Consider the following 23,963-nt stretch of genomic DNA (forward strand, 5'->3'; position numbering starts at 1 on the left):
CCTCCTCGCGCCCTGATGCGGGCGCATGGGAAAGCCTAGACCCCTCCCGGCCCTGGAATCCACGGGGCTGCGCTTGCGCCCCGCCCGCCAATGCGCCATTTCCCGAAGCGACACATGGGGGTGCGCCCGGTTCGCGGCGCTGAGAGGCCGGGGACAGCCCCGCGACCCCGGAACCTGATCCGGTTCGCACCGGCGGAGGGAAGGGTGTCGGGCGCGATCGCGTGCCCCTTCCTCTCCGGCATCGCGAGGAGGAAAGCGACCCGATGATCCAACGCCGCGCCATCCTGGCCGCCGGGGCCGCTGCCCTCGCCTCACCCGTCGCGGCGCAGAACGCTCGGGCGCGGACGCTGCGCTTCATGCCGCAGGCGGCGCTGGCGGTGCTGGATCCGGTCTTCAACCCCTCCACCATCATCACCACCCATGGCTACTGCGTGTGGGACACGCTCTACGGCGCCGACCGCGCCATGCGCCCGCGCCCGCAGATGGCTTCGGGGCACGAGGCCTCGGCGGACGGGCTGGAATGGCGCATCGCCTTGCGCGACGGGCTGCGCTTCCATGATGGCGAGCCAGTGCGCGGGCAGGACTGCGTCGCCTCCATCCGGCGCTGGGCGGCGCGGGACAATTTCGGCCTCGCCCTGATGCGCGCCGTGGCGGAACTGGACGCGCCGGAGGACCGGGTGATCCGCTTCCGCCTCCATCGCCCCTTCCCTGCCCTGCTCGACGCGCTGGCCAAGCCGGGCAGCAGCCCCTGCTTCATGATGCCCGAGCGCTTCGCCGCGACGCCGGCCGACCGGGCGCTGGGACCTGATGCGATGATTGGCTCCGGCCCCTGGCGCTTCCAGCCGGGCGAGTATCTGCAGGGCTCGCGCTCCGTCTATCTCCGCAACGAGGCCTATGTACCGCGCGACGAACCGGCCGAGGCAGCGACGGGCGGCAAGCGCGTGCATTTCGACCGGCTGGAATTCGTATGGCTGCCCGATGGCGGCACGGCGGCGGCGGCGCTGCGCACCGGCGAGGTGGATTGGGTGGAATACCCGCTGCCCGACCTCGTGCCGCTGCTCCAGCGTGACCGCAACATTCGCACCCAGATCTACGACCCGAACGGCTTCCTGGGCTTCCTGCGCTTCAACCACCTGCACCCGCCCTTCAGCGACGTGCGCGTGCGCCGCGCGATCCGCGACGTGCTGGTGCAGCCGGATTTCATGCAGGCCGTGGCGCTGCCGGGGGACTGGCAGGAATGTCATTCGCTGTTCCCCTGCGGCTTGCCTGGCGCGTTGGAATTCCCGCCCGCGCCGCGCGGCCCGCAGGCGATGGACCGCGCCCGCGCCGCGCTGCGCGAGGCCGGCTACAACGGCGAACCCATCGTGCATATCAATCCGACCGATTTCCCGGCGGTGACGCAGCAGGGCCGCGTGACGGTGGAGGTGATGCGCGCGCTGGGTCTGAATATGCAGCCAGTGGAAAGCGACTGGGCGTCCATCCTGGCGCGGCGCGCGAACCGCAACCCGCCTTCGCAAGGGGGCTGGCACCTGCACAACACCAACGCCCCGGCAGCGACGATCGCCAACCCGGCCGTGTCCTTCGTCATCCGCATGAACGGCGCCCAGGCTTGGCCCGGCTGGCCGGAGGACGCGGCGGTAGAGGAGCAGGTCGCGGCCTGGCTTTCCGCCGCCGATGCCGGCGCTCAGAAGGTGGCGATGCGCCGCTTGCAGGAACTGGCCTGGGAGAGCGTGCCGATCGCGCCGACCGGCCTCTTCCGCCTCCGCACCGCCTTCCGCGCCGATCTCTCCGGCGTGTTACAGGGGCCGAACCCGTTCCTATGGAACCTCCGTCGCGGCTGATTCCGGCTAGCGCGAAGCCCAGCGCACCGGGCGTTCGGGCGGATTGCGGCCTAACTGCGCGTCACTCAGACACAGAGCCAGGGACACGCCGTCCCGCACAGGGTCGCGCGTTGCTTCGTTGAGAGTGGCCGCCTGGGCCTCGCAGGAAGCGAGGTCCATCGGGCGTTCCAGCACCGCCAGCGGGGGGACGGCACTGCCCGTGCCCACGGGGGAAAGGGCAACGAGAATCAGCCAGAACACAGGGGGAAATCCTTTCGCTTCTTGGTCTTGCCCCCTTCAACGCACAGATCGGGTGAACGGCTGCGAGGAAACCTGCACGGCTGCAAGCCTGTTTTCTTCCCTGTCAAGTCCTCTTTGGGGACAGATGGCAAGGAGGACGCGATGCGCCCATGGATGTTGCTGGCTGGGTTGGTCCTGGCCATGGGACCGGAGTTGGTGCCCGACGCCAGTGCTGCACGTGCGCCCAGCCGCGAGGTGCGCGGCACGACGGCACGCACGCCCTCGACCAACGTCGCCACTCCCGCGCGACCGCGTGCGGCCCCTGCCACGAGAAGCACGGCTGCGAAAAACACGACGGCGCGGCGGGCGCCTGAAGTGCGCCCAATCGCTTCCCGCGCAGCGCCCCGAGCCATGCCGCGCGCGGCCCAGCGCCCTGCCCCACAACGCGCCGCCCAGCGCTCGGCGCCTCAGCATGAGGCCGCGCCGCGTCAAGCGACGCCGCGCCCAGCTCCCGCGGCGGTGATCCAGGTCGCATTGACGAGAGCGCCAGTGGAGGTGCCGCGCGCCGCACCGGGCAGCGCGGCCACTTGCAACCTCAGCTTCCCCTGCACCGATGAGGGCGGGCGCTACTATGTCGGTTTCGACCGGGAGAAAGTCTACCTTTCTCCCCGACCCGAAGCCGCCGAGGCCCCGCTGCGCTCGGCCGAGCTGAGCACGTCGCGCTGAAGCTGCGACGCGTCACTCGCTGGTGATGCGTGCCGCCTCGATGACCCGGCGCCAGCGATCGAGGTCGCCTTCCAGGAAGGTCGCGAACTCCTCTGGCGTTGAGGGAGCGACGATGGCCCCCAGGCCTGCGAGGCGCTGCGCCGTCTCGGGCTTCTCCAGGCTGGCGCGGATGGCGCGGTTCAGCGTCTCCACCACAGGCGCCGGCGTGCGCGCCGGGGCCAGGATGCCGAGGCCCTGCGTGTATTCCTCGAAGCCCGGGAAGCCTGCCTGCGCCGTGGTGGGCACGCCGGGATAATCGGGGTGCGGCTCGGTGGTCGAGACAGCCAGGGCTCGCAACTGCCCGCGCCCGATCATGTCGGAGATGCCGATCATCGGGTAGAACATGAAGGAGACGCGGCCTGCCATCACCTCCTGCAGCGCGGGCGCATTGCCGCGGAACGGCACATGCGTCATGCGCGTCTCGGACAGCGTCGCCAGCAACGCGGCGGCGAGATGCGCCGAGCCGCCATTCCCGGCCGAGCCGTAGGAGATCTCGCCCGGCCGGGCGCGCGCCGCCTCCACCACGTCCTGCAGGGAGCGGAACGGCGTCGAGGCGCCGGTGACCGCGACCAGCGGCAGACGCGCCACCAGTGAGACGGGCGCAAAATCCTGCAGGGGACGGTAGCGCGCATTGGGCAGCAGGATGGCGTTCACGCTGTGCGACAGCGTGCTCATCAGGAGGGTGTGGCCATCCGGCGCCTCGCGCGCCACGCCCTCCGTCGCGACCAGCGCGTTGGCGCCGGTGCGGTTCTCCACCACGACGGGTTGGCCAAGGGAGTTCGTGAGATCCTGCGCCAGGACGCGCGCGATCACGTCGGTCGGCCCGCCGGCAGCGAATCCCACCACGATGCGGACCGGTCGCGTCGGCCAGGCGGCACCTTGCGCGAAAGCCGGAAGCGGCGCGACGGCGGCAAGGAGCGCGGCGAGGCCGCGGCGGTGGAGCATCATGACGTTTCCCTGGGTTCTTGTTGCGTATTGGGCCGCCCGATCTCGAACGGATCGGTGGAGCGCGAATACCGGCCGTCCGGGCGTGGCGTGAGCGTGGCACGCAGCAGCCTGCCCTGGCCCACTGCCGGCAGCGACGCGAAGCCGGACAGCATCAGGCGATGCCGTGCTCGAGCACGCCGATGCGCGGGCACTCGATCCGCAGCCGGTCACCGGATTTGAGCCAACGCGGCGGATCGCGGAAGGCGCCGGAGCCGGCGGGGGCTCCGGTGGCGATCACGTCGCCCGGCTCCAGCGTCATGTAGCGGGACAAATGCGCGATCAGCGTGGTGACGGGGAAGATGAGGTCGTGCGTGTTCCCCTCCTGCACCAGCTCGCCATTCAGCCAGCAGCGGATCTGGAGGTTCCAGGGCTCGCCCGCCTCGTCCGGCGTCACGATACAGGGGCCCATCGGACAAAATCCATCCATGCCCTTGGCGAAGGAGGTCTGCGGCGGCTGCACGTCGAACTGGAATTCACGCGCCGAGACATCGTCCAGCAGCGTGTAGCCGGCGACGTGGCGCAGCGCATCGGCCTCGCGCACCTCGCGCGCGGTGCGGCCGATGACCACGCCGATCTCGGCTTCCCAGTCCGGCTTACGCACGGCGGCGGGAATACGGACCAGCGCGCCCGGCGGCGCGACGGCAGTCGCGGGCTTGGTGAAGATGCGCGGGATCTCCTGCACCGGCCCGCCCACCTCCTTCGCATGCGCGCCGTAATTGCGCCCGACGCCGAGGATCTTGCCCGGGCGCGGCACCGGGGCCAGCAGCCTCGCCTCGCCCAACGGGCGGCGCAGCGCCGCGTTCTCCGGCCGCGCGGCAAAGGCGAGGGCGCGTGCGGCCGCGACCATCGCCGCCTCGCCATGCGCGAGGAAGGCGGTCATGTCGCCGGGGATGATTGCGGCATCGCCGCCCAGCGCCGCCAGCGCGGCGGCGAGGTCCACCACCGAATCGCCAAGGGCCGCGCCCACGCGCGGCCCGGCCTCCGCCTCGAAGCTCAGCAGCCGCATCAGGCTGCCAACGCCGCGTAGTCCAGCGTCGCCATCACCTGCACGCGCAGGATGAAGCGGTGCTCCTCCGGTCCGTAATCCGCCACGGCATTGTGGGTAGTGCTGATATTGTCCCACATCAGCACGTCACCGGGCGTCCAGCTGTGCGAGTAGAGGTACTTGTCCTGGTCCTGGTGCCGGAACAGGAACTCCAGCATCGCGTCGCTCTCGGCCCTGTCCATACCCTCGATGTGCATGGCGTAGCCGGGGTTGCAGTAGAGGACGCGGCGCCCCGTCACCGGGTGCACGCGGAAGATGGGCTGCGGCACGGGCGGCTTCTTCGCGCGCTGCTCCGGCGTCAGCGGCGCGCGGGTGGAGCCGGGGCGGGCGCGCATCATCTCCCAGAACTTGTTGAAGTCGTGGATGGCGACCTTGCCTTCCAGGCGCTGCTTCACCTCGGCCGGCAGGTCCTCGTAGGCGGCGTGCATGTCGCGGAACTGCGTGTCGCCCAGGGGCCGCCCGTCGCGCACCGGCACCTTCTTGGCGTGCAGCACGTTCGCCAGCGCGATCTCCTTGGAGTAGCTCATATCCGTGTGCCAGCCCTGGCCAGCATCGTTGAGCCCGACCGGCTTCCCACCCTCCTTCATGTTGGAGAGGATCATGACCTCCGGGTGGTCGGGGGCGTGGAACAGGTTGGCGACGTTCACCTCCAACTCACCGAAGCGGGCGCCAAAGCGCGACAGCTCGGGCGCTTCCAGCGACTGGTCCGGGAAACAGAGAACGCCGTGATGCGCCAGCGACCGCAGCAGGGCGCGGAAATCGCCCTCGGACAGAGGGGCGGCGAGGTTGATGCCGGTGACGCGCGCGCCCACGCCGCCCGGGTTCGGGGTGATCTGCATGGTCGGTTTCCTCGGTTCGTTCCTCCCAGGGTATCGCCGCCGGGCATACCGCCGCGCAACAGGGTTTTCATTGCTGTGATTTGATTCCACATCCGTGAAGCATGGATGCCGTCGTGAAATCTGCCGGGCGCGTGCTCGAGATCTTCGAGTTCTTCGCCCACCGCCACGCCCCCGCCACCGTGTCGGAGGTGGCGGGGGCGCTGGGCTTCCCGCTTTCCTCCACCTCGGTTCTGCTGAAGTCGCTGCGCTCCCTCGGCTATCTCGACCATGACGTGCGCACGCGGGAATACACCCCCACCATCCGCTTCGCCGTGCTCGGCACCTGGATCTTCGAGCGCTTCTTCGCGGAAGAAGGCGGCATCCCGCGCCTGATGGACGAACTCCAGGCCGAGACGGGCGAGACGATCGTCCTGGCCATGCAGCACGGGCTGCACGTGGATTATATCCGCATCCTGCAATCCATCCGGCCGGTGCGCTTCTTCATCCGCCCCGGCTCCCGCCGCCCGATCCACCTGCCCGCCGCCGGCAAGGTGCTGCTGGCCTTGCAGAAGGATACTGAAGTCGCCGCCGTGCTACGCGCGGTGAACGCCGCCCGCGGCGCGGAGAAGCCGGTGCCGGTCCGTCCCTTCCTGGCCGAGATGGAGGAGATCCGCACCCAGGCCTTCGCGCGCAGCGAGGCGGCGGTGGTGCCCGACACGATGATGCTCGCCATGGCCCTGCCCGTCGCGGCGGGGCATCGGCCGCTGGCCATCGGCGTCAGCGGGCCGTTGGGGCGGATGCGGCGCCAGGCGCGCGGGATCCTTCGGCTGATGCGCGACAAGGTTTCGGCGCTCGGCGCTTCACATCCGTGAAACCGCGACGCGGCCATGTTGACGCCAGGCCTGCCCGGTTGCGAGACACCTTCATGCACCGCGCCGAACGCTTCCTCGCCCTGTCCGATTTCGAGGCGGCGGGGCACCGCCACCTGCCGCGCATGCTTCACGGCTTCGTCGCCGGCGCGGCCGAAACCGACCAGTCCCTGCGCGACAATCGCGCCGCCTTCGGCGAATGGGGCTTCGTGCCGCGTGCTCTCCTCGACACCTCCGCGCGAACGCAGGAGACGACGCTGCTGGGCGCCACCCACGCCGCGCCCTTCGGCATCGCACCGATGGGGGCGGGCGCGGTCTGCGCCTATCGCAGCGACATCGTCCTCGCCCGCGCCGCCGCCGCCGCCGGCATCCCCATGGTCACCAGCGCCTCCTCCCTGATCCCGCTGGAGGAGATCCGCGCGGCGGGCAGCGACTGGTACCAGGCTTACCTGCCCGGCGAGGAGAAGCGCATCGAGGCGCTGGTGGAGCGCGTCGCCCGCGCCGGCTATGGCACCTTCGTCCTGACCGCCGACGTGCCGGTGCCGGCCAACCGCGAGAACAACCTGCGCAACGGCTTTTCCATCCCGATCAAGCCCAGCGTGCGGCTGGTCTGGGAGGGGGCGACGCATCCGCGCTGGCTGCTGGGCACCTTCGCCCGCACCTTGCTGCGCCACGGCATGCCGCATTTCGAGAACATGGACGCGCATCGCGGCCCGCCCATCCTGTCGCGCGACCTGGTGCGGCAAGTGGGCAGCCGCGACCGGCTGGACTGGAGCCATGTCGCGCTGATCCGGCGGCTGTGGAAGGGTCCCCTCGTCATCAAGGGGCTGCTGGCGGCGGAGGATGTGGTGCGCGCCCGCGAGGCCGGCGCGGATGCGGTCATCCTGTCCAACCATGGCGGGCGACAGCTGGACGGAGCGGTCGCCCCGCTGCGCGTGCTGCCGGAAGCCGTGGCGGCGGCGCCGGGCTTCCCGTTGCTGCTGGATGGCGGGGTGCGGCGCGGGACCGATGTGCTGAAGGCGCTGGCGCTGGGGGCGCGCTTCGTCTTCGTTGGCCGCCCTTTCCTGTTCGCGGCAGCCTTGGGCGGCGAGGCTGGGGTAGCCCGCGCCATCGCCCTGCTGAAGGAGGAGATCCACCGCAACATGGCGCTGCTGGGCATCACTTCCGCGTCGCAGCTGGACCCGGGCTTCCTGCGCCGGGTCAGGGAATAGAAGCCTCCACCGCCGCGCCGAAGTGGTCCACGATGGCGGCGATTTCCTCGCGGGTTACGTTGTAGGGGGGTGCGAGCACCACGTGGTCGCCCTGGCGGCCATCGATGGTCCCGCCCATGGGATAGCAGGCGAGGCCGCGCGCATAGGCTTCCTGCCCCACCCGCGCATGCAGCTTCAGCGCCGGGTCGAACACCGCCTTGGTGGCGCGGTCCTGCACCAGTTCCACCGCCCAGAACAACCCGCGCCCGCGGATCTCGCCGACATGGGCGTGGTTGCCCAGGCGCTCGGTCAGCGCCGCTTCCAGCTCCGCGCCGCGGGTGCGGACGTTCTCCAGCAGGTCTTCCTCCGCGATCACCTGCTGCACGGCCAGCGCCGCCGCGCAGGCCATGGGATGCGCCTGGTAGGTGTGGCCGTGCATGAACCCGCCCGAGCCGTCGCGCAGCGCCGCGATGATGCGTCCGGAGACGAGGATGCCGCCGATGGGCTGGTAGCCGCCGCCCAACCCCTTGGCGACCACCTGGATGTCCGGGGCGATTCCTTCCGCCTCCCAGGCATGGGTGGTGCCGCAGCGGCCCATGCCGCTCATCACCTCGTCCAGGATCAGCAGCGCGCCGTGGCGGTCGCAGATTTCGCGGACGCGGCGGAAATAGCCGGGCAGCGCCGTCGCGCATCCCAACGTCGCGCCCACCACCGTCTCGGCGCAGAAGGCGGCGACGTTGTCGGGGCCCAGGCGCTGGAACTCCGCTTCCAGCTCGGCCGCCAGGCGTTCGACGTAATCCTCGTCGCTCTCTCCATCCGCGCGGCCGCGATAGGCGTAGCAGGGCGAGACATGGGAGAAGGCGTGGGACAGCACCGGCTCGTAGATGGCGCGGCGCATCATGTTGCCGCCCGCCGCGAGCGCGCCGAGCGTGTTGCCATGGTAGCTCTGCCGCCGCGCGATGAAGCGCGTGCGCTGGGGCTGACCGGCTTCCACGAAATACTGCCGCGCCATCTTCAGCGCCGCCTCCATCCCCTCCGAGCCGGAGGAGACAAAATAGGCATGGGTCAGCCCGCCCGGCGCGTGGCCCACCAGCGTATCGGCAAGGCGCTCGGCGCTCTCGCAGGAGAAGAGGCTGGTATGGGCGTAGCAGAGCGCGTCCATCTGCGCCCGCATTGCCGCCAGCACCTTGGGGTGCGCGTGCCCCAGGCAGGCGACGGCGGCCCCGCCCGAGCCATCCATCACCCGATGTCCGTCTGCAGCGGTGAGCCAGATCCCCTCCCCCTTCACGGCGAGGGGCGGAGCGGCGTCGAGGCGACGATGGATCAGGTGCGGCATGAGGGAAGGCTAGCGCCCTCTCAAGGCGGCGTCAGCAGCCCCACCGCCGCGCCCGAGATGGCGCAGGCGATGGTCCCGCCCAGCAGGGCGAGCGGGCCGAGCGCGGCGATCTCCGACCGCCGCTCCGGGCACATCGCCGTCAGCCCGCCCAGCATGATGCCGAGCGAGCCGAAATTGGTGAAGCCGCACAGCGCATAGGCGAGGATCAGCCGCGACCTCTCGCTCAGAGCATCGCCCGTGCGCGCCAGTTCCAGATAGGACACGAACTCGTTCACCACGAGCTTGATGCCGAGCAGCCGCCCGACCTCCGTCGCCTCCGTCCAGGGCACGCCCATCAGCCATGCCACCGGCCGGAACAGCGCGCCGGCGATGCTTTCCAGCGTGACGCCGAGCAGCGGCGCCAGCGCCTCGTTCAGCAGCGCCACCAGCGCCACGAAGGCAATGAGCAGCGCCATGATGCCGAGCAGGAGCTGCAGCCCATCCGTGGTGCCGCGCACCAGCGCATCCAGCGTGCCGTCATAGAGCCGGGGCGCCGCGCCGCCCTCCGTCGCCGCCTCGCCGGGGCGCAGCAGCAGCGCGACGAGGACCGAGGCAGGGGCGGAGATGACGGAAGCCGTAAGCAGCTGCCCTGCCGCCCCAGGCACCACGGGCGCGATCATCGCCGCATAGACCACCAGCATGTTGCCTGAGATCGTCGCCAGCCCCGCGACCATGACCAGCAGCATCTCCGACCGGCTCAGCCGCGCCAGCCACGGCTTGATGAGCAGCGGCGCCTCCACCATGCCGACGAAGACATTGGCCGCGGTGCTGAACCCCGCCGCGCCGCCCAGGCCGAAAAGGCGCCGCAGCGCCCGCGACATCAGCCCGACGATGAAGGGCAGGATGCGCCAGTGATACAGCACGGCCGAGAGCGCGCCGACCAGCAGCACCAGCGGCAGCGCCTGGAAGAAGAGGATGAAGGAGCCGCCGGGCAGCGTTTCCGCGTAGGGCAGCGGCCCACCGCCCAGGAAGCCGAAGACCAGCGAGGTCCCGGCCCGCGTCGCTCGGGCCAGCGCCTCGACCACATCGCCCAGCCAGCCCAGCGCGGCACGCAGCGGCGGCACATGCAGCATCAGCGCGGCGAGGCCCAGCGTTGCCCCCAGCCCGGCCAGGACAAGGCGCGGCGCGACCGGCCGCCGAAACCCACCGCAGGCCCAGGACAGCAGGCAGAAGGCGACCAGCCCGAGCGCGGACTGAAGCTGGAGGAGGCTCACGCCTCCTCTTCTTCCTCGACCATGGCGTCGAGCTGGAGAAGTTCGGTGCCCTCTTCACCCGGCAGCAGGTCCACCTCGCGCAGCTTGCGGGTGATGGCGCGGGTGCGGGTGCGTGCGGCACCGATGGTGCGATCCACCGTGCCGACCTGCTTCGCCAGCTTCTCCAGCACGCCGTCCATCTTTGCCATCTCGCCCTTGGTGGCGGAAAGCAGCTTCTGCACGCCTTCCGCATTCTTCGACAGCGCGAGCTGCACGTAGCCCAGCTGGATGTTCTTCAGCATCACCGGAAGCATGAAGGGCCCGGCGACATAGATGCGGGAATTGCGCGCGAGGTCCTCGATCAGCCCAGGCATGCGCGCAATCTCGGCATAGAGCCCCTCGGTGGGAACGAACATCAGCGCGTAGTCGGTGGAGCGCGGCGGGCAGATATACTTGCTGGCGATCTTCGCCGCCTCGCCGCGCACGCGAACCTCGAGCGCCTTGCGGCAGCGCGCCTCCTCCGCCGTGTCGCCCGCCTCGTGCGCCAGGATCAGCCGCTCGTAATCCTCGCAGGGGAACTTGGCGTCGAGCGGCAGGAGGGCGCGCTCCTCGCCGCCCGGCATGCGGATGCAGAACTCCACTACATCCAGGCTGTCCTCGCGCAGCGTCACGTTGGTCTCGTAGGCGCCGGGAGGTAGGAAGTCGTCGAGCATCTGCTTCAGCTGCGCCTCGCCCCAGCCGCCGCGCGTCTTGATGTTGCCGAAGAGCCGCTTCAGGTCGCCCACCTGCGAAGCGACGGACTGGACGTTGCCCATCATCTGCTGGATGGCGGCGAACTGGTCGAGCACGCGCTGGAAGCTCTCGTTCATCTGCTTCTCGACCGCGCCGGCCAGCTGCTCGTTCACGCTGCGCTGGATCTCGCCGAGGCGCTTCTCGCTCGTCTCCGCCATCTCCTTCAGCTTGCGGTCGAGCAGGTCGCGCGAGGCATTGGCCTCGGCGGCGAGGCGCTCTAGCACCGCCTTCTCCTGCTGCGCCAGGGAGGCGGTCACCTTGCCGGTGAGCCCATCCGTCGCCTCGCGCAGCTTCTCCAGCCGCTCGGCCTGCTCGGCGCGGCCGGTCTTCGCATCGGTGGCGAGGCGCTCCAGCAGCGCCGCCTCCATGCGCGCCAGCGCGGCCGCTTGGTCCAGCGCGCCCTGCGCCAGGGCCTGCTGCATGCGCTCATGGGCGGCGCGGAGTTCTTCCAGCTTGGCGCCCTGCTCGGCGCGGCCGGCACGCGCATCCTCGGCCAGTCGGTCGCCCAGCCCCTGCTGCAGCGCGGCGAGGGCCTTCGTCTGCTCGACGGCGAAGCCGCTGATCGCGGGACCGATCAGCGCATGCACCCGTTCCGGCATGCCGCGCAGATCCGCCGCCAACTCGCCCAGCCGCTCGCCCTGGCGCTCCACCGTCGCCTGGCAGGTGGCCAACGCCGGGTCCGGCGGGGTGCGCCGGAACAGGAGGATGGCGAGGAACAGGGCTTGGACGGCCAGGACCCCGACCAGCAGCAAGGCTTCCACCGACATGCGCGCACCCCCCGAATCGCGGGGAGTGTCGCAAGCCGGGCTCAGTGGCGGAAGTGGCGCATCCCGGTGAAGACCATGGCCAGCCCCGCCTCGTCGGCTGCTGCGATAACTTCATTGTCGCGCATGGAACCGCCGGGCTGGATCACCGCGGTCGCGCCGGCCGCCGCAGCGGCCTGCAACCCGTCGGCGAAGGGGAAGAAGGCGTCGGAGGCGACGACGCTGCCCTGGGCGAGCGGCGTGTCGAGACCGGCGGCCTTCGCCGCCTCCCCCGACTTCCAGGCCGCGATGCGCGAGGAATCCACGCGGCTCATCTGCCCCGCCCCGATGCCCACCGTCGTGCCATCCTTGACGTAGATGATGGCGTTGCTCTTCACGTGCTTGCAGACGCGGAAGGCGAAGAGCAGGTCCTGCATTTCTCCCTCCGTGGGCGCGCGCTTCGTCACCACCTTCAGCGCCTCGCGCGCCACGCGGCCCGCATCGCGCGACTGCGCCAGGAAGCCGCCGGAGACGGAGCGGAACACCGTGCCGGGCGCGGCCGGGTCGGGCATACCGCCGGTCAGCAGCAGGCGGAGGTTCTTCTTGCGCGCAAAGGCGGCGATGGCGGCGTCATCCGCCTCGGGGGCGATGACGACCTCGGTGAACAGGCTCGCCATCTTTTCCGCCGCCTCGGCATCCAGGCGGCGATTCACGGCGATGATGCCGCCGAAGGCGCTTACCGGATCGCAGCGCAGCGCCGCGTCCCAAGCTTCGGACAGCGTCGCGCCCTCAGCCACGCCGCAGGGATTGGCGTGCTTCACGATCACCACGGCCGGGCGCTCGAACTCGGCCACGCACTCGAAGGCGGCATCCGTGTCGTTCAAATTGTTGAAGGAGAGTTCCTTGCCCTGCACCTGCCGCGCCGTGGCGATGCCGGGACGGTTCGATCCGTCGAGGTAGAAGGCGGCGCGCTGGTGCGGGTTCTCGCCGTAGCGCAGCGTCTGGCGCAGCAAGCCCGCGAAGGCGAGACGCTGCGGGAACTCCTCCTCCAGCTGTCCGCTGAACCACTGGCTGATCGCGGAGTCATAGGCGGCGGTGCGCGCATAGGCGGCGGCGGCGAGGCGGCGGCGCAGGGCAGCGCTCGTCCCGCCCACCTCCAGCTCCGCCCGCACCTCGTCCAGCTGCGCGGCTTCCGTCACCACCACCACATGCGCGTGGTTCTTGGCCGCCGAGCGGATCATCGCCGGGCCACCAATGTCGATGTTCTCGATGCAATCCTCGAAGGGCGCGCCCTTCGCCACCGTCGCCTCGAAGGGGTAGAGGTTCACCGCCACGAGGTCGATCGGCGCGATGTTGTGCTCCTCCATCTGCGCCAGATGATCGGCGGCGTCGCGCCGGCCCAGGATGCCGCCATGCACCTGCGGCACCAGCGTCTTCACCCGGCCTTCCAGGATCTCGGGGAAGCCGGTGTGCTCGCTCACATCCTTCACCGGGATGCCTGCCGCGCGGATCGCCGCCGCCGTGCCGCCGGTGGACAGGATCTCCGCCCCCTGCCCCGCCAGGAAGCGGGCGAACTCCACGATGCCGGTCTTGTCGGACACGGAAAGCAGCGCGCGGCGGACGGGGATGCGGTCGGTCATGGCGGGGGTTCCGGTGGCGGTTTCGCGCGGTCTAGAGCGAAAGGGCCGGGCCGGAAACCTCCAGGGGCGCAGCCTTCCCATGCGATGCAACCCTTCCCTGCCCCTGTGGCTTGCTCCTTTCGGCAGGAGGATGGCGGCGATGGTGCAAGGCGACACACCGGGGCGGCGGGAGGCAATGGCCCTGCTGCTCGGCCTGGGTGGATGCGCCTCCTTCCCCGATCTGCCAGACCGGGGCATCGCGGACGCCCCCTTGTTCCGCGAGGCCATGGCGGATGCGCCTCTCCTCCAGGGCAATGCGGTGGGGCTGCTGGCCGGCGGGCCGCGCGTGCTGATCGAGGTGTTCCGTATGATCGAGGCGGCGCGCGACCACGTCCATCTCGAGTTCTTCATCGTCGAGGACGTCCGGCGGCCCGGCAGCGGCGAATTGCTGTTCGACCTGCTGCGCCGGAAGTTGCGCGAGGGCGTGGCGGTGAACGTGATCTACGACAGCCTGGGCTCCTCCCGCACCAGCCGGGCCGAGTTCGACGCGCTGCGCGAGGCGGGGGCGCGGCTGCTTTCCTTCAACCCGGCCAATCCGCTGGAGGTGCGCCGCGCTTGGCGGCCCAACCACCGCACCCACCGCAAGATCCTGGTGGTGGATGGGCGCGTGGCGCTCACCGGCGGCGCCAACCTCCATGGGGTCTATGCCAATCGCTGCGGCCCCGGCGCCGTGGATCCGGAGGTGGACCCGGAGGAGGCGTGTTGGGACGATGTCGGGCTGCGCATCGAAGGGCCAGCGGTGCTGGCCTTCCAGCGCCTGTTCCTCGACACCTGGGAGAGCCAGGGCGGCGGAGCGCTGGCGCCCCGCGACTGGTTTCCCGCACCGCGCCGCCCGGGACCGACCGCCATGCGCGTGCTCGGCTCCTCGCCCGTCCAGGGGCGGCCGCTCTTCCATGTCGCCCGGCTGGCGGCGCTGGAGGCGGCGCGCCGCAGCGCCATCATCTGCACCGGCTATTTCGTCCCCGCCCCCCGCGAGATGACGGAGATCCTGCGCGCGGCGCGGCGCGGGGTGGCGGTGAGCCTGCTGCTGCCCGGCGCCTCCGACCACGCCATGCCGCTGCACATCCAGCGCTCGCTCTATGGCGATCTGCTGGAAGCGGGGGCACGGATCTTCGAGGTGCATGACCGGGTGATGCACGCCAAGCTGGCGGTAGTGGATGGGGAATGGTCCGCCGTTGGCTCTTCCAACCTCGACCGGCGCAGCGCCGCCTGGAATGACGAGGTGGACGCCATCCTGTTCGGCCCCGAATTCGGCGGGGCGCTGGAACGCCTGCTGGGAGGCCGCATCGCGGGTGCGCGCGCGGTGACGCTGGCAGAATGGCGCGCGCGGCCCTTCGGCCAGCGCGTGCGCGAGATGCTGTCCTGGAGCTTTGCGGATCAGCTCTAGACCCGCTTTGCCGCATTCGGATGCGACGAAAGGGGTCTATCCTGTCGTTTGAACGCATTTTCCGAGTCGTCGAGCGATCCCGCTCGGCTTGAAAATGCTTCAGATCAGAGGCCCAGCAGGTCGAGCGTGCGTTCCACCACCCGCGCCTCGGTGAAGCGGTCGAGGGCGCGCTGGCGGCCCGCCTCGCCCATCGCGCGGCGCTCCGTCGCGTCGGCGGCGAGACGCGCGAGGGCGGCTTCCAGCCGGACGGTGTCGCGGGACGGGACCAGCAGACCGGTTTCCCCGTCGCGCACCAATTCGCGGCAGCCCTTGATGTCGGTGGAAACCACCGGCAGGCCGGAGAGCATCGCCTCGATCACGCTCATCGGCAGCCCCTCGAAATGCGAGGGCAGGCAGAACGCATCGGCCGCCTGGAGGAAGCGCGCCACGTCGTGGCGATAGCCGAGGCGACGCAGCCGTGTGCCCATTGCCGCTTCCGCCCGCGCGAAATGCGGCGCCATGTCCTCGCCGTGGTCAGAGGCGAGACGTTCGCCGATCGCCCAGAGATGCAGACGGGGCACCGCCGCCGCCGCTTCCAGCAATTCGGGCCAGCCCTTGTGCCGGACGAGGCGCGACACGGCGAGGACGACGCAATCGCCCTCCTCTACCCCCATCTCCGCCCGCAGCGCCGCACGTGTCGTGGCGTCGGGATGGAATAGGGCGGGGTCGCGGCCATTGCCCGTTGCGGTGGCGCCCCGGTGGATGAACAGGCGGCTGGCATCCCGCGCCTCCTCCTCGCTCACCGTCAGGAATGTGTCGGTGAGGCGGCCGCCCAGCCATTCCATCCCGAGCGACAGGCCGCGCCGCCAGATCGGGCCGGGCTGGTTGAACAGGAAGCCGTGGCTCGTATAGGCGATGCGCTTCACGCCGAGCGACCGTGCCGCGACACGCGCCAGCAGGCCCGAGATGGGCATGTGCGCATGGACGAGGTCGAAGCGCTCTGCCGCCATCAGCTCGCGCAGTTCCCGGAGGGCACGGAGTTGCGCACGCGGGTCGAGCGAGCGGGCAAGCGACGGGGTGAGGATGCGGAAGCCTTCCGCACGTGGCCCGTCCAGCAACGGGCCTTCGGCGCAGATCCCCACCACCTCATGCCCGCGCGCGCGGGCGCCGCGCATCAGCGGCAAAAGGAAATGCCGCAGGGAGAAATCCACGTTCGTAACCTGCGCCACTTTCATCGCGCGCAGCCGGAATCACCCAAACAGGAAAGGGAACCGTCCCGATAGAATCCGGCCGCAAGGCGGCCGGCGCGCGGTTCGAAACCTCTCCGCGCGCGCTCCCCCTCTGAGGCGCGCAAGCTAAGCGGCCGGAGGCCACGCCCGGCGCCTGAGGGCGCGAAAAGGGCGATCACGCGGGGTGCGCGGGGACCCGCGTGGTCGCCCACTGGATGGACTCGCTCTCGCTCTCGGCGGTCAGCACGACCTGCTGGGCGCGGCGCATCTCAGCGCTGGACATGGAGACGCTGTCCTCGAGCGCCACGCGGGCGCCGCGGGCGCGCAGGCGCCAACCCTGGCCGCCGGGCAGGCGCATCAGCACGCCGCCTTCTTCCTCCTGCAAGGTGGCGGTCACCGACGGGTGCAGGTGGAACCGCACCACGGAGGCGACGCCGGCGCCGGGGAAGGGTTCCAGCATGTCCTCGCCGCGCAGATCGTCGCCGCTCTCGCTCAGGTAGAGGCGGCGGCGATGCACCACGCCATGGGTGCGGCGATAGCCGTCATGGCTCGCCTCCAGCCATTGCGCGCCGCTCGCCTCCTGGCGCTCGATCTCCACGCGCTCGGGGCGGCGGTTCAGCCCTTCCTCGCGCAGTTCGGCGCTATTGGTGTCGGCAAGGGTCAGGGTGGAATGGGCGGCGGTGGAGCGCATCGCGTCGCGCCAGGCGGGGTCCCCGGCCGGCACGGCGCCGCAATTCACGATCAGCTTGTCACGACCGACCGACATCTCGAAGGACAGCGTGCCCGCATGGGCAAGGCGGTCGGCGCCGCGCGGCAGGCCGGTCGCCGGGTCGGCCGGGCGGGGCGGCGGCGGCCCGCCGCAATCGGCGATCACCAGCGTCCGGCCCGAGGCCAGACGGTGGAACCCCGTCTCCTCGAGCAGCATGGGGGCGCGGCCGCGCGCTTGGCCCTGGGCCAGCACCACGTCCACCGTGGCTGGCGGCTCCTCCCGCGTCGCGTTGAACAGGGCCAGCGTGCCGTCGCCGTGGCGGAACAGGCGCAGCGCCTGGCCCGCGCGCTCCAGCGCCGCCGTCAGCTGCGGCGGAACGGCGATGCTGCACCCGGTCAGCATGTTGCGGATCTCGATCAGGTCCTGCAGCGCCAGGAACTGCACGGCGGGCGAACGCTCCACATGGCCGCCATCGGGATGGAATTGCCGCTCCAACTCGCCAGGCAGGAAGCGCAGGGCGCGGAGGAGCCAGCCTTCCTCCTCCAGTGCGATGGAGGCAGCGACCACGCCCTTCAACGCCAGCAGCGCGCCGCGATGCGCGGCTTCCTCCGGCAGGGCGGCGGCAAGGTTGCGGCCATCCAGGGCAAGGCGCTGCATCAGCGCGCGGCGGAACCCATCCTCCGCCGTCTCGGCGAAGAAGTCCCAGTGGCCGAGCCAAGCGCAGACGCGCGCCCCGGCCACTTCCGGCGCCTCGGCCAGCGCCTCGCGCGCGCCGCGGGCCAGCCAGTCCTCGGCCAGGTCGCGCGCGGCGACGCGTGCGGCATCGGTGCCCAGCATCCGCAGGTCGCGCAGCCAGGTGTAGCCATGCAGCGCGGCGCGCCAGCGCACCGGACCGCGCGAGGCGTCCCAGCCGCCCAGGGGGCGCGCCGTGCCTGCCACCTCCAGCTCGCCGCGCAGGATACGCGCGCCGCGCTGCGCGTCGCCGGGCCAAAGGTCGCGGAAGGCGCGGGCCGGGTTGTCCGGCACGCGCACAGGCTTCAGCCGCGACAGGACACGGCGGGCGTTGCGGAACATGTCGCTCATGCTCAGGCGCTCTCCCTGAGGGCGGCTATGGCCTCGGCGTAGTCGGGGGCGCCGAAGACGGCGGTGCCGGCCACCAGCACGTCGGCCCCGGCCTCCCGGCACAGCGGCGCCGTCTCGCGCGTCACGCCGCCATCCACCTGCAGGGCGATGTCGCGCCCTGACTCGGCGATCATCCGCCGCAGCGTGGCGATCTTGCCGAGCTGGGCGCGGAGGAAGGACTGCCCGCCGAAGCCGGGATTGACCGTCATCACCAGGATGAGGTCCGTGAGGTCGAGCACATGGGCCACGCTTTCCACCGGCGTCGCCGGGTTCAGCACCACGCCGGGGCGGCAGCCCAGGGCGCGGATGGTTTGCAGGGAGCGATGCAGGTGCGGCCCCGCCTCCGGATGGAGGGAGATCCACTGCGCGCCTGCCTCGGCGAAAGCGGCAAGGAAGGGATCGGCCGGGGCGATCATCAGGTGCACGTCGAAGGGCATCGCCGCCGCCGGGCGCAGCGCCTTCACCAGCCCCGGACCGTAGGAGATGTTGGGGACGAAGTGCCCGTCCATGATGTCAAGGTGCAGCCAGTCCGCGCCCGCCCGCTCCACCGCGCGCACTTCCTCACCCAGTCGGGTGAAGTCGGCGGCCAACAGGGAAGGTGCGATGCGGGTGGGGTTCATGCCGTCCAGTTGCGCGGGAAGGCGGCAAGGGCCGCATGCGTGACCCCTACCCCAAGCCGAGGGGATTGAAAACTCTCCCGCAGCCTTGCGGCAGCCGGGTCAGGCGCGCCCCCAGCCCCAGCAGACCGGGCAGGAACCGCGCCAGCGCCACGGCCGGCAGCCCCATCCCGGCCAGCAGAAGGCGCGCGCGGCGCATCTGCCCGCCCACGTCGCGGCGCAGCGCTGCATGGAACGCAGGCGCCCCCCCGCCCAGCATGGAGGCGGCGAGCAGTCCGGAATGTAGCGCGATCGCCATGCCATCCCCGGTGAAGGAGGGAGTGACGGCGGCCTGGTCGCCCAGGCGGAACACCACCTCGCCGGGTGCAGGCGCGTGCAGGTGCCCGTAGGGGACGCGCGCCACGGCCAGCGGCTTCGGCCAGAGCGGCACCGCCCCTTCCAGCCGGGAGGCGAGCAGGGAGCCCGGCGGGGCAGGCACTGCCAGATCGCCGCCTTCCCTCAGCCAGCACAGATTGGCCGTGCCGTTTTCCACCAGTTGCAGCCCGGCATAGCCGTCCGGGAGAAGGTGAAGCTCCACATGGCCGTCCAGCGCCCGCGCCTGATCGCGGCGCAGCGCGAAATGCAGCTTGCCGCCCAGCATGGGCCGCCCTTTCTGGCGCTTCCAGCCGCGCAGCCCGTGCTTGCCGGTGGCGAGCAGGGTGCGCTCCGCCGCGAGGATCTCGCCGCCTTCCAGCCGCGCCTCGCCTGCGGGGGACAGGCCCCGCACGCGGACGCCACGCCGCACGGTGGCGCCGGCCACCGAAGCGGCGTCCAGCAATGCCGCGTCCATGCGGCGGCGCGACAGGCCGAAGGCGCGGAAGGGCAGCGTGCCCGCAGCGTCCCAACGCCCAGCGGCCAGACGCACCCGCTCCACCGGCGCGCCGCCCAGCGCCGCGGGCGGGAGGCCGAGGCGGGTGAGCGCCTCGGCGGCCTCGGCGGAGAGGAATTCGCCGCAGACGGCGTGGCGCGGCGCCGTTTCGCGCTCCAGCACCGAAACGCGGCGGCCCAGCCGCGCCAGGGCGAGGGCGGCTGCGGCACCTGCAGGGCCGCCACCCACCACCAGCACCTCAGGCCGCATGTGTCCCGACGCCCCAGCGGAAGGGGAAATGCCAGGTGATCTCGGCCCTCACCCCGGCGCGGTCCAGCAGCGCCTGCCATTCCGCCCGCGTCAGGGCGCGGCGGACCGAGATGGGGCCGTCATGCCGCACCAGCCGGTTCACCCCGGGCCAGCGAAAAGCGAGGCGCAGGAAATGCTCCGGCAGCCAGTGACGATGGAGGTCATTCACGAACCAGCCGAGCCGCGCCATGCCCTGCATCCGCTGCAGCAGGGCGATGATGGCCTCGTTCTCGAGGTGATGGGCGAAGAGGGCGCTGATGACCGCGTCGGGCCGGTCGGGCGGTGTCCAGGACAGGGCATCCGCCGTCACCCACTGGATGGGCATGCCGGGCGGCGTGGCCTCGGCGGCGGCGCGTGCCGCCATGGGATTGAGGTCGAGCCCGATCAGATGCGCCTCGACGCCGCGCGACGCCGCCCATCGGGCGATGCGGCGCAGCATGTCGCCACCGCCGGAGCCGAGGTCGAGCACGGAGATGCTGCGCCTTTCGCCCACCAGCCGTGCCAGCCAGCGCAATGTCGGGCGGTGGCCGAGTGAAAGGCCGTTGATCGCGTCAAGCTGGCGCAGGCAGTCGCGAAATTCCGCGTAGGACAGGAATTCCCCGTCCATCAGTTCGGCTTCGTGGGAACGCCCGCTCACGCTGCCTCGCGGAACAGGAGGCTTTCCACCCCCACGCCCGGCCCGAAACCGAGGCCGATGCCGCGCCGCCCCTGCCCCGCCTCCTCCATCATGCGGGCGAGCACGAACATCACCGTCGCCGAGGACATGTTGCCGAAATCGTGCAGCACCTCGCGCGAGGCGGCGAGGGCGGCGTCGCGCAGCCCCAGCGAGAGCTGCACCGCGTCCAGGATGGAGCGCCCGCCCGGATGCACCGCCCAGAGCGGGAATTCCTCCTGCCTGGCCTGGCCCAGCAGCGCGGCGAGGTGCTCCGGCAGGTGCGACAGGATGGTGGCGGGGACCTGCCCGGACAGCCCCATGTCGAAGCCATCGTCGCCGATATGCCAGGTGATGAGGTCCATGGAATCCGGAAGCGTCACCTGGCTGAAGCGCTCCAGCTCCACCCCCCTCGGCTCGGCGCTGACGAGGCTGGCTGCGCAGCCATCGCTGAACAGCATGAAGCACAGGGCCTGGGCGAGACTGTCGGTTTCCTGGAAGTGCAGCGTGCAGAGTTCCAGGTTCAGCACCAGCACCCGCGAGGCCGGTTCCGAGCGGACAATGTGGCGCGCCAGCTTCAGCGCGTGGAAGGCGGCGTTGCAGCCCATGAAGCCGATGACGCTTCGTTCCACCGAAGGGTCCAGCCCGCAATGCGCGATCAGGCGCTGGTCCAGCCCCGGCGCCTCGAACCCCGTGCAAGAGACGAGGAGGAGATGCGTCACCCCCACCCGCCAGTCGCGCCCCAGCCGTTCCCCCAGCGATTCCAGCGCCGCCTCCGCGAGGGGCAGCGCGTCCTGGCGATAGCGCGCCATGCGCTCGGCGGTCGTCGGGAAGCGGCCGGGGATGTAGAACCGGTCGGACAGTTCGCCGCGCAGGAAGGACCAGCGATGCGCGATGCCGGAGCGTTCCGCCATGCGGACGAAAAGCTGGCGGTCGCGCTCCGTCCGCAGGAGTGTCGGGGCATGCGCCAGGAAGCGCTCGTGCACGTCATGCGGGGGCGTGGCCGTGCCGATCGCATTCAGGAAGACAGGGGGCATGGGAGGGTGAACGTGCCCGCGCCTGGGGCGTTGGCGGTGGGTGATTCCCCGCGACCCCTCTCCCGAAAGTGGCATCGCCGTCCTGCGCGAAGGCTATGACTTCATCCCCTCGCGAAGCCGCCGCTTCGGCTCCGACATCTTCGTGGCGCGCGTGATGGGGCGGGAGGTCACCTGCATGACAGGGGCGGAGGCGGCGGCTCAATTCTACACCCCCAGGCGCTTCACGCGGCAGGGCGCCCTGCCCGCCACTACCTTCTCGCTGATCCAGGATTTCGGCAGCGTCATGGCCCTGGATGGCGAGGATCATCGCCACCGCAAGGCGCTGCTGCTTTCCATCCTGGCGCCCGAGGCGCTGGGCCGCCTCCCCGGCCTGACCGAGCATCATTGGCGCCGCGCCGCCGCCCGATGGGCACGGGAGGCCGAGGTCTCGCTCTTCGACGCGGCGCATGAGCCGCTGACCGCCGCCATCACCGAATGGGCCGGGCTCGCCCTGCCGCCCGAGGAGGTGCGCCAGCGGGCGGGCGAGTTCCGCGACATGGTGGAGGGCACCGGTTCGGTCGGGCCGCGCAACTGGCGGGGCCATTGGCAGCGCCGCCGCACCGAGCGCTGGGCGCGCGGCGTGATCCAGGGCATCCGCGACGGCCGGGTCGGCCTGGCCCCGGGCAGCGCCGCCGCCTCGATCGCCGCGCATCGCGACCGGGACGGGCGGCTCCTGGATGTCGTCACCGCCGGGGTGGAGCTGATCAACATCCTGCGCGCCACCGTCGCCAATGCGCGCTGGGCCATGTTCATCGCCCTGGCGCTGCACGAGAACCCAGAATGGCGCGAGCGCCTGGCGGACGAGGAATGGGTAGACCCCTTCGTGCAGGAGGTGCGACGCCTCTACCCCTTCATCCCCTTCATGGGCGGCATCGTGCGCCAGCCCTTCCGCTGGCGCGGCCATGATTTCCGCGAGGGCGACTGGGTGCTGCTCGACCTGTTCGGCACGGGGCGCGACCCAGCGGCGTGGGAGGAGCCCGACAAATTCCGCCCGGAACGCTGGCGCGGCGCGGATTGGAAGACGCAGCCGGGCTTCGTCCCGCATGGCGGCGGAGAGCATGCCATGACGCATCGCTGCCCGGGCGAATGGGTGACGGTGGAGCAGATGAAGGTCATCGCCCGGCTGATGGCGCGCGACATCCGGTGGGACGTACCGCCCCAGGATCTTTCCCTCCCGCCCGGCCGGATGCCCGCCCTGCCCCGGTCGCGCTTCCGCATCCGGGTCCGGCCATGAGTGACCCCTTCGACCTCGCGCGCTTCGTTGCGGCACAGGAGGGGGTGCTGGACCGGGCGCGGGCGGAATTGCGGACGGGCGCCAAGCGCTCCCACTGGATGTGGTTCGTATTCCCGCAGCTTCGCGGGCTTGGGCAGAGCGAGATGGCGCATCGCTATGGCATCGCCTCGATGGACGAGGCGCAGGCCTATCTCGCGCATCCCCAGCTGGGGCCGCGGCTGCTGGATTGCACGGCGCTCGCCCTGGCAGCGCCGGCCGCTTCCGCGCACGCGCTGTTCGGTTCGCCCGATGACATGAAGTTCCGCTCCTGCATGACGCTCTTCGCGCGGGTGCATCCCGGCCCGTCCCTGTTCGAGGAGGCGCTGGCGCGGTTCTTCGAGGGCAAGCCCGACTCGCGCACCCTGGCGCTGCTGGGCGGTTCCGTCACCCCGGCTGGGGGGCGAGGTTGAAGAAGCGGCATTGCAGCCCCTCGCCGAGCAGGTGGAACACCGCCCCGCCGCGCGCGGTGACGCGCAGTCCGGCAGGGGTGCCGCCGGGGCCGGGCGACAGGAACTCGGCAGTGGAGACGAGCCCGACCTCGTAGTCACCGAGGGTTGGTGTCATGCAGCGCACGTAGCACTCCACCTGCCCAGGGCAGGCGTAGCGCGACGGCGCCGGCGGTGCGCCCTGCGGCGGCGACAGGGCGGGCTGGGCGAAGGCGAGTCCCGGCCAGACGGCCAGGGCGAGGATGGCGTTGCGCGTCATGGGCGTGCTCCCTGGGCGCCGATTCTCTCCCCTCCGCACCCTCATGGGCAAGAAAGATCAGTCCACGGGCAGGAAGATGAACCCCACCGCCGCGACCAAGCAGACCATGGCGGCGAAATAGGTCCAGCGCAGCGGCTCGCCCAGCATCACGACGGAGAAGGCGGCGAAGACGGCGAGGGTGATCACCTCCTGCATCACCTTGAGCTGTTGTCCCGTCACCCCGCCCGCATAGCCGATCCGGTTGGCCGGCACGGCGAGGCAGTATTCGAAGAAGGCGATTCCCCAGGAGATCAGGATGGCGGCGACGAGCGGCCAAGGTTTCCGGAGGTGCCAATACCAGGCGACCGTCATCAGGACGTTGGAACCGAGGAGCAACAGGGCGGTGGAAAGCAGCGGCGGCATGGCCACACCCTGCCGCTTTGGGGCGCTTCCGTCACGATCTCATCTTGCGGCGCGGAATCAGCTGGCCCTACCCTATCCGTGGTGGTGAATCGCGCTGTGTTCTCCCAAACCTTGTGGGTTGGGCGTCGTTTGGAAGAAAG

24 protein-coding genes are annotated in these 23,963 nt (G+C 70.9%); 7 read left to right on the forward strand and 17 right to left on the reverse strand.

The window, feature by feature from the left end; translation table 11 throughout:
* The first annotated feature begins 263 nt into the window (after positions 1-263).
* On the forward strand, positions 264-1,841 hold the full coding sequence (locus JTJ31_RS05065) for an ABC transporter substrate-binding protein (RefSeq protein ID WP_207537527.1): 1,578 nt from the start codon (positions 264-266) through the stop codon (positions 1,839-1,841).
* Positions 1,842-1,847: 6 nt separating this feature from the next.
* On the opposite strand, the gene JTJ31_RS05070 is transcribed toward JTJ31_RS05065, so the two are convergent.
* Complete coding sequence (locus tag JTJ31_RS05070) at positions 1,848-2,081, reverse strand: hypothetical protein (RefSeq protein ID WP_207537528.1); 234 nt, start codon at positions 2,079-2,081, stop codon at positions 1,848-1,850.
* Between the two features lie 141 nt (positions 2,082-2,222).
* Here JTJ31_RS05070 and JTJ31_RS05075 point away from each other — a divergent pair, with 141 nt between their 5' ends.
* Positions 2,223-2,786: a hypothetical protein gene (locus tag JTJ31_RS05075; RefSeq protein WP_207537529.1), complete on the forward strand. Its 564-nt coding sequence runs from the start codon at positions 2,223-2,225 to the stop codon at positions 2,784-2,786.
* Between the two features lie 12 nt (positions 2,787-2,798).
* Here the strand turns inward: JTJ31_RS05075 and JTJ31_RS05080 are convergent, their stop codons facing one another.
* The 4 genes from JTJ31_RS05080 to JTJ31_RS05095 are packed head-to-tail and all read right to left on the reverse strand — an operon-like array spanning position 2,799 to position 5,696.
* The gene (locus tag JTJ31_RS05080; RefSeq protein WP_207537530.1) at positions 2,799-3,773 is read right to left on the reverse strand and encodes a tripartite tricarboxylate transporter substrate binding protein; all 975 of its coding nucleotides are present in this window, start codon (positions 3,771-3,773) and stop codon (positions 2,799-2,801) included.
* A complete protein-coding gene (locus JTJ31_RS05085; RefSeq protein ID WP_207537531.1) occupies positions 3,770-3,925 on the reverse strand; it encodes a hypothetical protein in 156 nt (51 codons plus the stop codon). The genes JTJ31_RS05080 and JTJ31_RS05085 overlap by 4 nt, the downstream gene beginning before the upstream one ends.
* On the reverse strand, positions 3,925-4,818 hold the full coding sequence (locus tag JTJ31_RS05090; RefSeq protein ID WP_207537532.1) for a fumarylacetoacetate hydrolase family protein: 894 nt from the start codon (positions 4,816-4,818) through the stop codon (positions 3,925-3,927). The genes JTJ31_RS05085 and JTJ31_RS05090 overlap by 1 nt, the downstream gene beginning before the upstream one ends.
* Positions 4,818-5,696, reverse strand: a complete 879-nt coding sequence (locus JTJ31_RS05095; RefSeq protein WP_207537533.1) for a TauD/TfdA dioxygenase family protein — start codon at positions 5,694-5,696, stop codon at positions 4,818-4,820. Before JTJ31_RS05095 ends, JTJ31_RS05090 begins: the two co-directional genes overlap by 1 nt.
* Positions 5,697-5,809: 113 nt before the next feature.
* Between JTJ31_RS05095 and JTJ31_RS05100 the strand changes: the two genes are divergently transcribed.
* Both JTJ31_RS05100 and JTJ31_RS05105 read left to right on the forward strand, forming a co-directional pair.
* A complete protein-coding gene (locus JTJ31_RS05100; protein ID WP_207537534.1) occupies positions 5,810-6,547 on the forward strand; it encodes an IclR family transcriptional regulator in 738 nt (245 codons plus the stop codon).
* A gap of 53 nt (positions 6,548-6,600) precedes the next feature.
* On the forward strand, positions 6,601-7,755 hold the full coding sequence (locus JTJ31_RS05105; RefSeq protein WP_207537535.1) for an alpha-hydroxy acid oxidase: 1,155 nt from the start codon (positions 6,601-6,603) through the stop codon (positions 7,753-7,755).
* Here the strand turns inward: JTJ31_RS05105 and JTJ31_RS05110 are convergent.
* The 4 genes from JTJ31_RS05110 to purH are packed head-to-tail and all read right to left on the reverse strand — an operon-like array spanning position 7,745 to position 13,477.
* Positions 7,745-9,070 carry an aspartate aminotransferase family protein gene (locus JTJ31_RS05110; RefSeq protein WP_207537536.1) on the reverse strand — a complete coding sequence of 442 codons (1,326 nt, stop codon included), beginning with the start codon at positions 9,068-9,070 and terminating at the stop codon, positions 7,745-7,747. The genes JTJ31_RS05105 and JTJ31_RS05110 overlap by 11 nt on opposite strands.
* A 20-nt stretch (positions 9,071-9,090) precedes the next feature.
* On the reverse strand, positions 9,091-10,323 hold the full coding sequence (locus JTJ31_RS05115; protein ID WP_207537537.1) for a NupC/NupG family nucleoside CNT transporter: 1,233 nt from the start codon (positions 10,321-10,323) through the stop codon (positions 9,091-9,093).
* Entirely contained in the window at positions 10,320-11,861 is a 1,542-nt protein-coding gene (rmuC, locus tag JTJ31_RS05120) for a DNA recombination protein RmuC (protein WP_207537538.1), read from the reverse strand. The genes JTJ31_RS05115 and rmuC overlap by 4 nt, the downstream gene beginning before the upstream one ends.
* 41 nt (positions 11,862-11,902) lie before the next feature.
* Complete coding sequence (gene purH / locus JTJ31_RS05125) at positions 11,903-13,477, reverse strand: bifunctional phosphoribosylaminoimidazolecarboxamide formyltransferase/IMP cyclohydrolase (RefSeq protein WP_207537539.1); 1,575 nt, start codon at positions 13,475-13,477, stop codon at positions 11,903-11,905.
* 139 nt (positions 13,478-13,616) lie between these two features.
* Here purH and JTJ31_RS05130 point away from each other — a divergent pair, with 139 nt between their 5' ends.
* Positions 13,617-14,903: a phospholipase D-like domain-containing protein gene (locus JTJ31_RS05130; RefSeq protein WP_207537540.1), complete on the forward strand. Its 1,287-nt coding sequence runs from the start codon at positions 13,617-13,619 to the stop codon at positions 14,901-14,903.
* Between the two features lie 104 nt (positions 14,904-15,007).
* Here JTJ31_RS05130 and JTJ31_RS05135 read toward each other — a convergent pair whose 3' ends face one another.
* From JTJ31_RS05135 to JTJ31_RS05160, 6 genes are all read right to left on the reverse strand, one after another.
* Positions 15,008-16,117, reverse strand: a complete 1,110-nt coding sequence (locus JTJ31_RS05135) for a glycosyltransferase family 4 protein (RefSeq protein WP_207537541.1) — start codon at positions 16,115-16,117, stop codon at positions 15,008-15,010.
* A gap of 169 nt (positions 16,118-16,286) precedes the next feature.
* Positions 16,287-17,903 (reverse strand): heparinase II/III family protein, encoded by a 1,617-nt coding sequence (locus JTJ31_RS05140; RefSeq protein WP_207537542.1) that lies wholly within the window; start codon positions 17,901-17,903, stop codon positions 16,287-16,289.
* Positions 17,904-17,905: 2 nt separating this feature from the next.
* Positions 17,906-18,562 (reverse strand): ribulose-phosphate 3-epimerase, encoded by a 657-nt coding sequence (gene rpe, locus JTJ31_RS05145; protein ID WP_207537543.1) that lies wholly within the window; start codon positions 18,560-18,562, stop codon positions 17,906-17,908.
* A 46-nt stretch (positions 18,563-18,608) separates the two neighbouring features.
* Positions 18,609-19,676: an NAD(P)/FAD-dependent oxidoreductase gene (locus tag JTJ31_RS05150; RefSeq protein WP_207537544.1), complete on the reverse strand. Its 1,068-nt coding sequence runs from the start codon at positions 19,674-19,676 to the stop codon at positions 18,609-18,611.
* Positions 19,666-20,352: a methyltransferase domain-containing protein gene (locus tag JTJ31_RS05155; RefSeq protein WP_207537545.1), complete on the reverse strand. Its 687-nt coding sequence runs from the start codon at positions 20,350-20,352 to the stop codon at positions 19,666-19,668. The genes JTJ31_RS05150 and JTJ31_RS05155 overlap by 11 nt, the downstream gene beginning before the upstream one ends.
* On the reverse strand, positions 20,349-21,404 hold the full coding sequence (locus tag JTJ31_RS05160; RefSeq protein ID WP_207537546.1) for a type III polyketide synthase: 1,056 nt from the start codon (positions 21,402-21,404) through the stop codon (positions 20,349-20,351). Before JTJ31_RS05160 ends, JTJ31_RS05155 begins: the two co-directional genes overlap by 4 nt.
* A 40-nt stretch (positions 21,405-21,444) precedes the next feature.
* On the opposite strand from JTJ31_RS05160, the gene JTJ31_RS25175 reads away from it, so the two are divergent.
* Both JTJ31_RS25175 and JTJ31_RS05170 read left to right on the forward strand, forming a co-directional pair.
* Positions 21,445-22,677, forward strand: a complete 1,233-nt coding sequence (locus JTJ31_RS25175) for a cytochrome P450 (protein WP_207537547.1) — start codon at positions 21,445-21,447, stop codon at positions 22,675-22,677.
* Positions 22,674-23,126, forward strand: coding sequence for a DUF1810 domain-containing protein (locus JTJ31_RS05170; RefSeq protein ID WP_207537548.1), 453 nt, complete (start codon positions 22,674-22,676; stop codon positions 23,124-23,126). Before JTJ31_RS25175 ends, JTJ31_RS05170 begins: the two co-directional genes overlap by 4 nt.
* On the opposite strand, the gene JTJ31_RS05175 is transcribed toward JTJ31_RS05170, so the two are convergent.
* On the reverse strand, positions 23,101-23,421 hold the full coding sequence (locus tag JTJ31_RS05175; protein WP_207537549.1) for a hypothetical protein: 321 nt from the start codon (positions 23,419-23,421) through the stop codon (positions 23,101-23,103). The genes JTJ31_RS05170 and JTJ31_RS05175 overlap by 26 nt on opposite strands.
* A 57-nt stretch (positions 23,422-23,478) precedes the next feature.
* Positions 23,479-23,823, reverse strand: coding sequence for a DMT family protein (locus JTJ31_RS05180; RefSeq protein ID WP_207537550.1), 345 nt, complete (start codon positions 23,821-23,823; stop codon positions 23,479-23,481).
* Positions 23,824-23,963: the final 140 nt, after the last annotated feature.

The organism is Sabulicella rubraurantiaca, assembly GCF_017355885.1.
In the GTDB taxonomy this organism is placed as follows: Bacteria; Pseudomonadota; Alphaproteobacteria; order Acetobacterales; family Acetobacteraceae; genus Roseococcus; species Roseococcus rubraurantiacus.

Excerpts from the sequence above, each read along its gene's own strand:
- JTJ31_RS05065 (WP_207537527.1), top strand. The coding sequence starts at position 264 with ATGATCCAACGCCGCGCCATCCTGGCCGCCGGGGCCGCTGCCCTCGCC.
- JTJ31_RS05075 (WP_207537529.1), top strand. The coding sequence starts at position 2,223 with ATGCGCCCATGGATGTTGCTGGCTGGGTTGGTCCTGGCCATGGGACCG.
- JTJ31_RS05080 (WP_207537530.1), bottom strand. The coding sequence starts at position 3,773 with ATGATGCTCCACCGCCGCGGCCTCGCCGCGCTCCTTGCCGCCGTCGCG.
- JTJ31_RS05085 (WP_207537531.1), bottom strand. The coding sequence starts at position 3,925 with ATGCTGTCCGGCTTCGCGTCGCTGCCGGCAGTGGGCCAGGGCAGGCTG.
- JTJ31_RS05090 (WP_207537532.1), bottom strand. The coding sequence starts at position 4,818 with ATGCGGCTGCTGAGCTTCGAGGCGGAGGCCGGGCCGCGCGTGGGCGCG.
- JTJ31_RS05095 (WP_207537533.1), bottom strand. The coding sequence starts at position 5,696 with ATGCAGATCACCCCGAACCCGGGCGGCGTGGGCGCGCGCGTCACCGGC.
- JTJ31_RS05105 (WP_207537535.1), top strand. The coding sequence starts at position 6,601 with ATGCACCGCGCCGAACGCTTCCTCGCCCTGTCCGATTTCGAGGCGGCG.
- JTJ31_RS05110 (WP_207537536.1), bottom strand. The coding sequence starts at position 9,070 with ATGCCGCACCTGATCCATCGTCGCCTCGACGCCGCTCCGCCCCTCGCC.
- rmuC (WP_207537538.1), bottom strand. The coding sequence starts at position 11,861 with ATGTCGGTGGAAGCCTTGCTGCTGGTCGGGGTCCTGGCCGTCCAAGCC.
- purH (WP_207537539.1), bottom strand. The coding sequence starts at position 13,477 with ATGACCGACCGCATCCCCGTCCGCCGCGCGCTGCTTTCCGTGTCCGAC.
- JTJ31_RS05130 (WP_207537540.1), top strand. The coding sequence starts at position 13,617 with ATGGTGCAAGGCGACACACCGGGGCGGCGGGAGGCAATGGCCCTGCTG.
- JTJ31_RS05135 (WP_207537541.1), bottom strand. The coding sequence starts at position 16,117 with ATGAAAGTGGCGCAGGTTACGAACGTGGATTTCTCCCTGCGGCATTTC.
- JTJ31_RS05140 (WP_207537542.1), bottom strand. The coding sequence starts at position 17,903 with ATGAGCGACATGTTCCGCAACGCCCGCCGTGTCCTGTCGCGGCTGAAG.
- rpe (WP_207537543.1), bottom strand. The coding sequence starts at position 18,562 with ATGAACCCCACCCGCATCGCACCTTCCCTGTTGGCCGCCGACTTCACC.
- JTJ31_RS05150 (WP_207537544.1), bottom strand. The coding sequence starts at position 19,676 with ATGCGGCCTGAGGTGCTGGTGGTGGGTGGCGGCCCTGCAGGTGCCGCA.
- JTJ31_RS05160 (WP_207537546.1), bottom strand. The coding sequence starts at position 21,404 with ATGCCCCCTGTCTTCCTGAATGCGATCGGCACGGCCACGCCCCCGCAT.
- JTJ31_RS05170 (WP_207537548.1), top strand. The coding sequence starts at position 22,674 with ATGAGTGACCCCTTCGACCTCGCGCGCTTCGTTGCGGCACAGGAGGGG.
- JTJ31_RS05175 (WP_207537549.1), bottom strand. The coding sequence starts at position 23,421 with ATGACGCGCAACGCCATCCTCGCCCTGGCCGTCTGGCCGGGACTCGCC.
- JTJ31_RS05180 (WP_207537550.1), bottom strand. The coding sequence starts at position 23,823 with ATGCCGCCGCTGCTTTCCACCGCCCTGTTGCTCCTCGGTTCCAACGTC.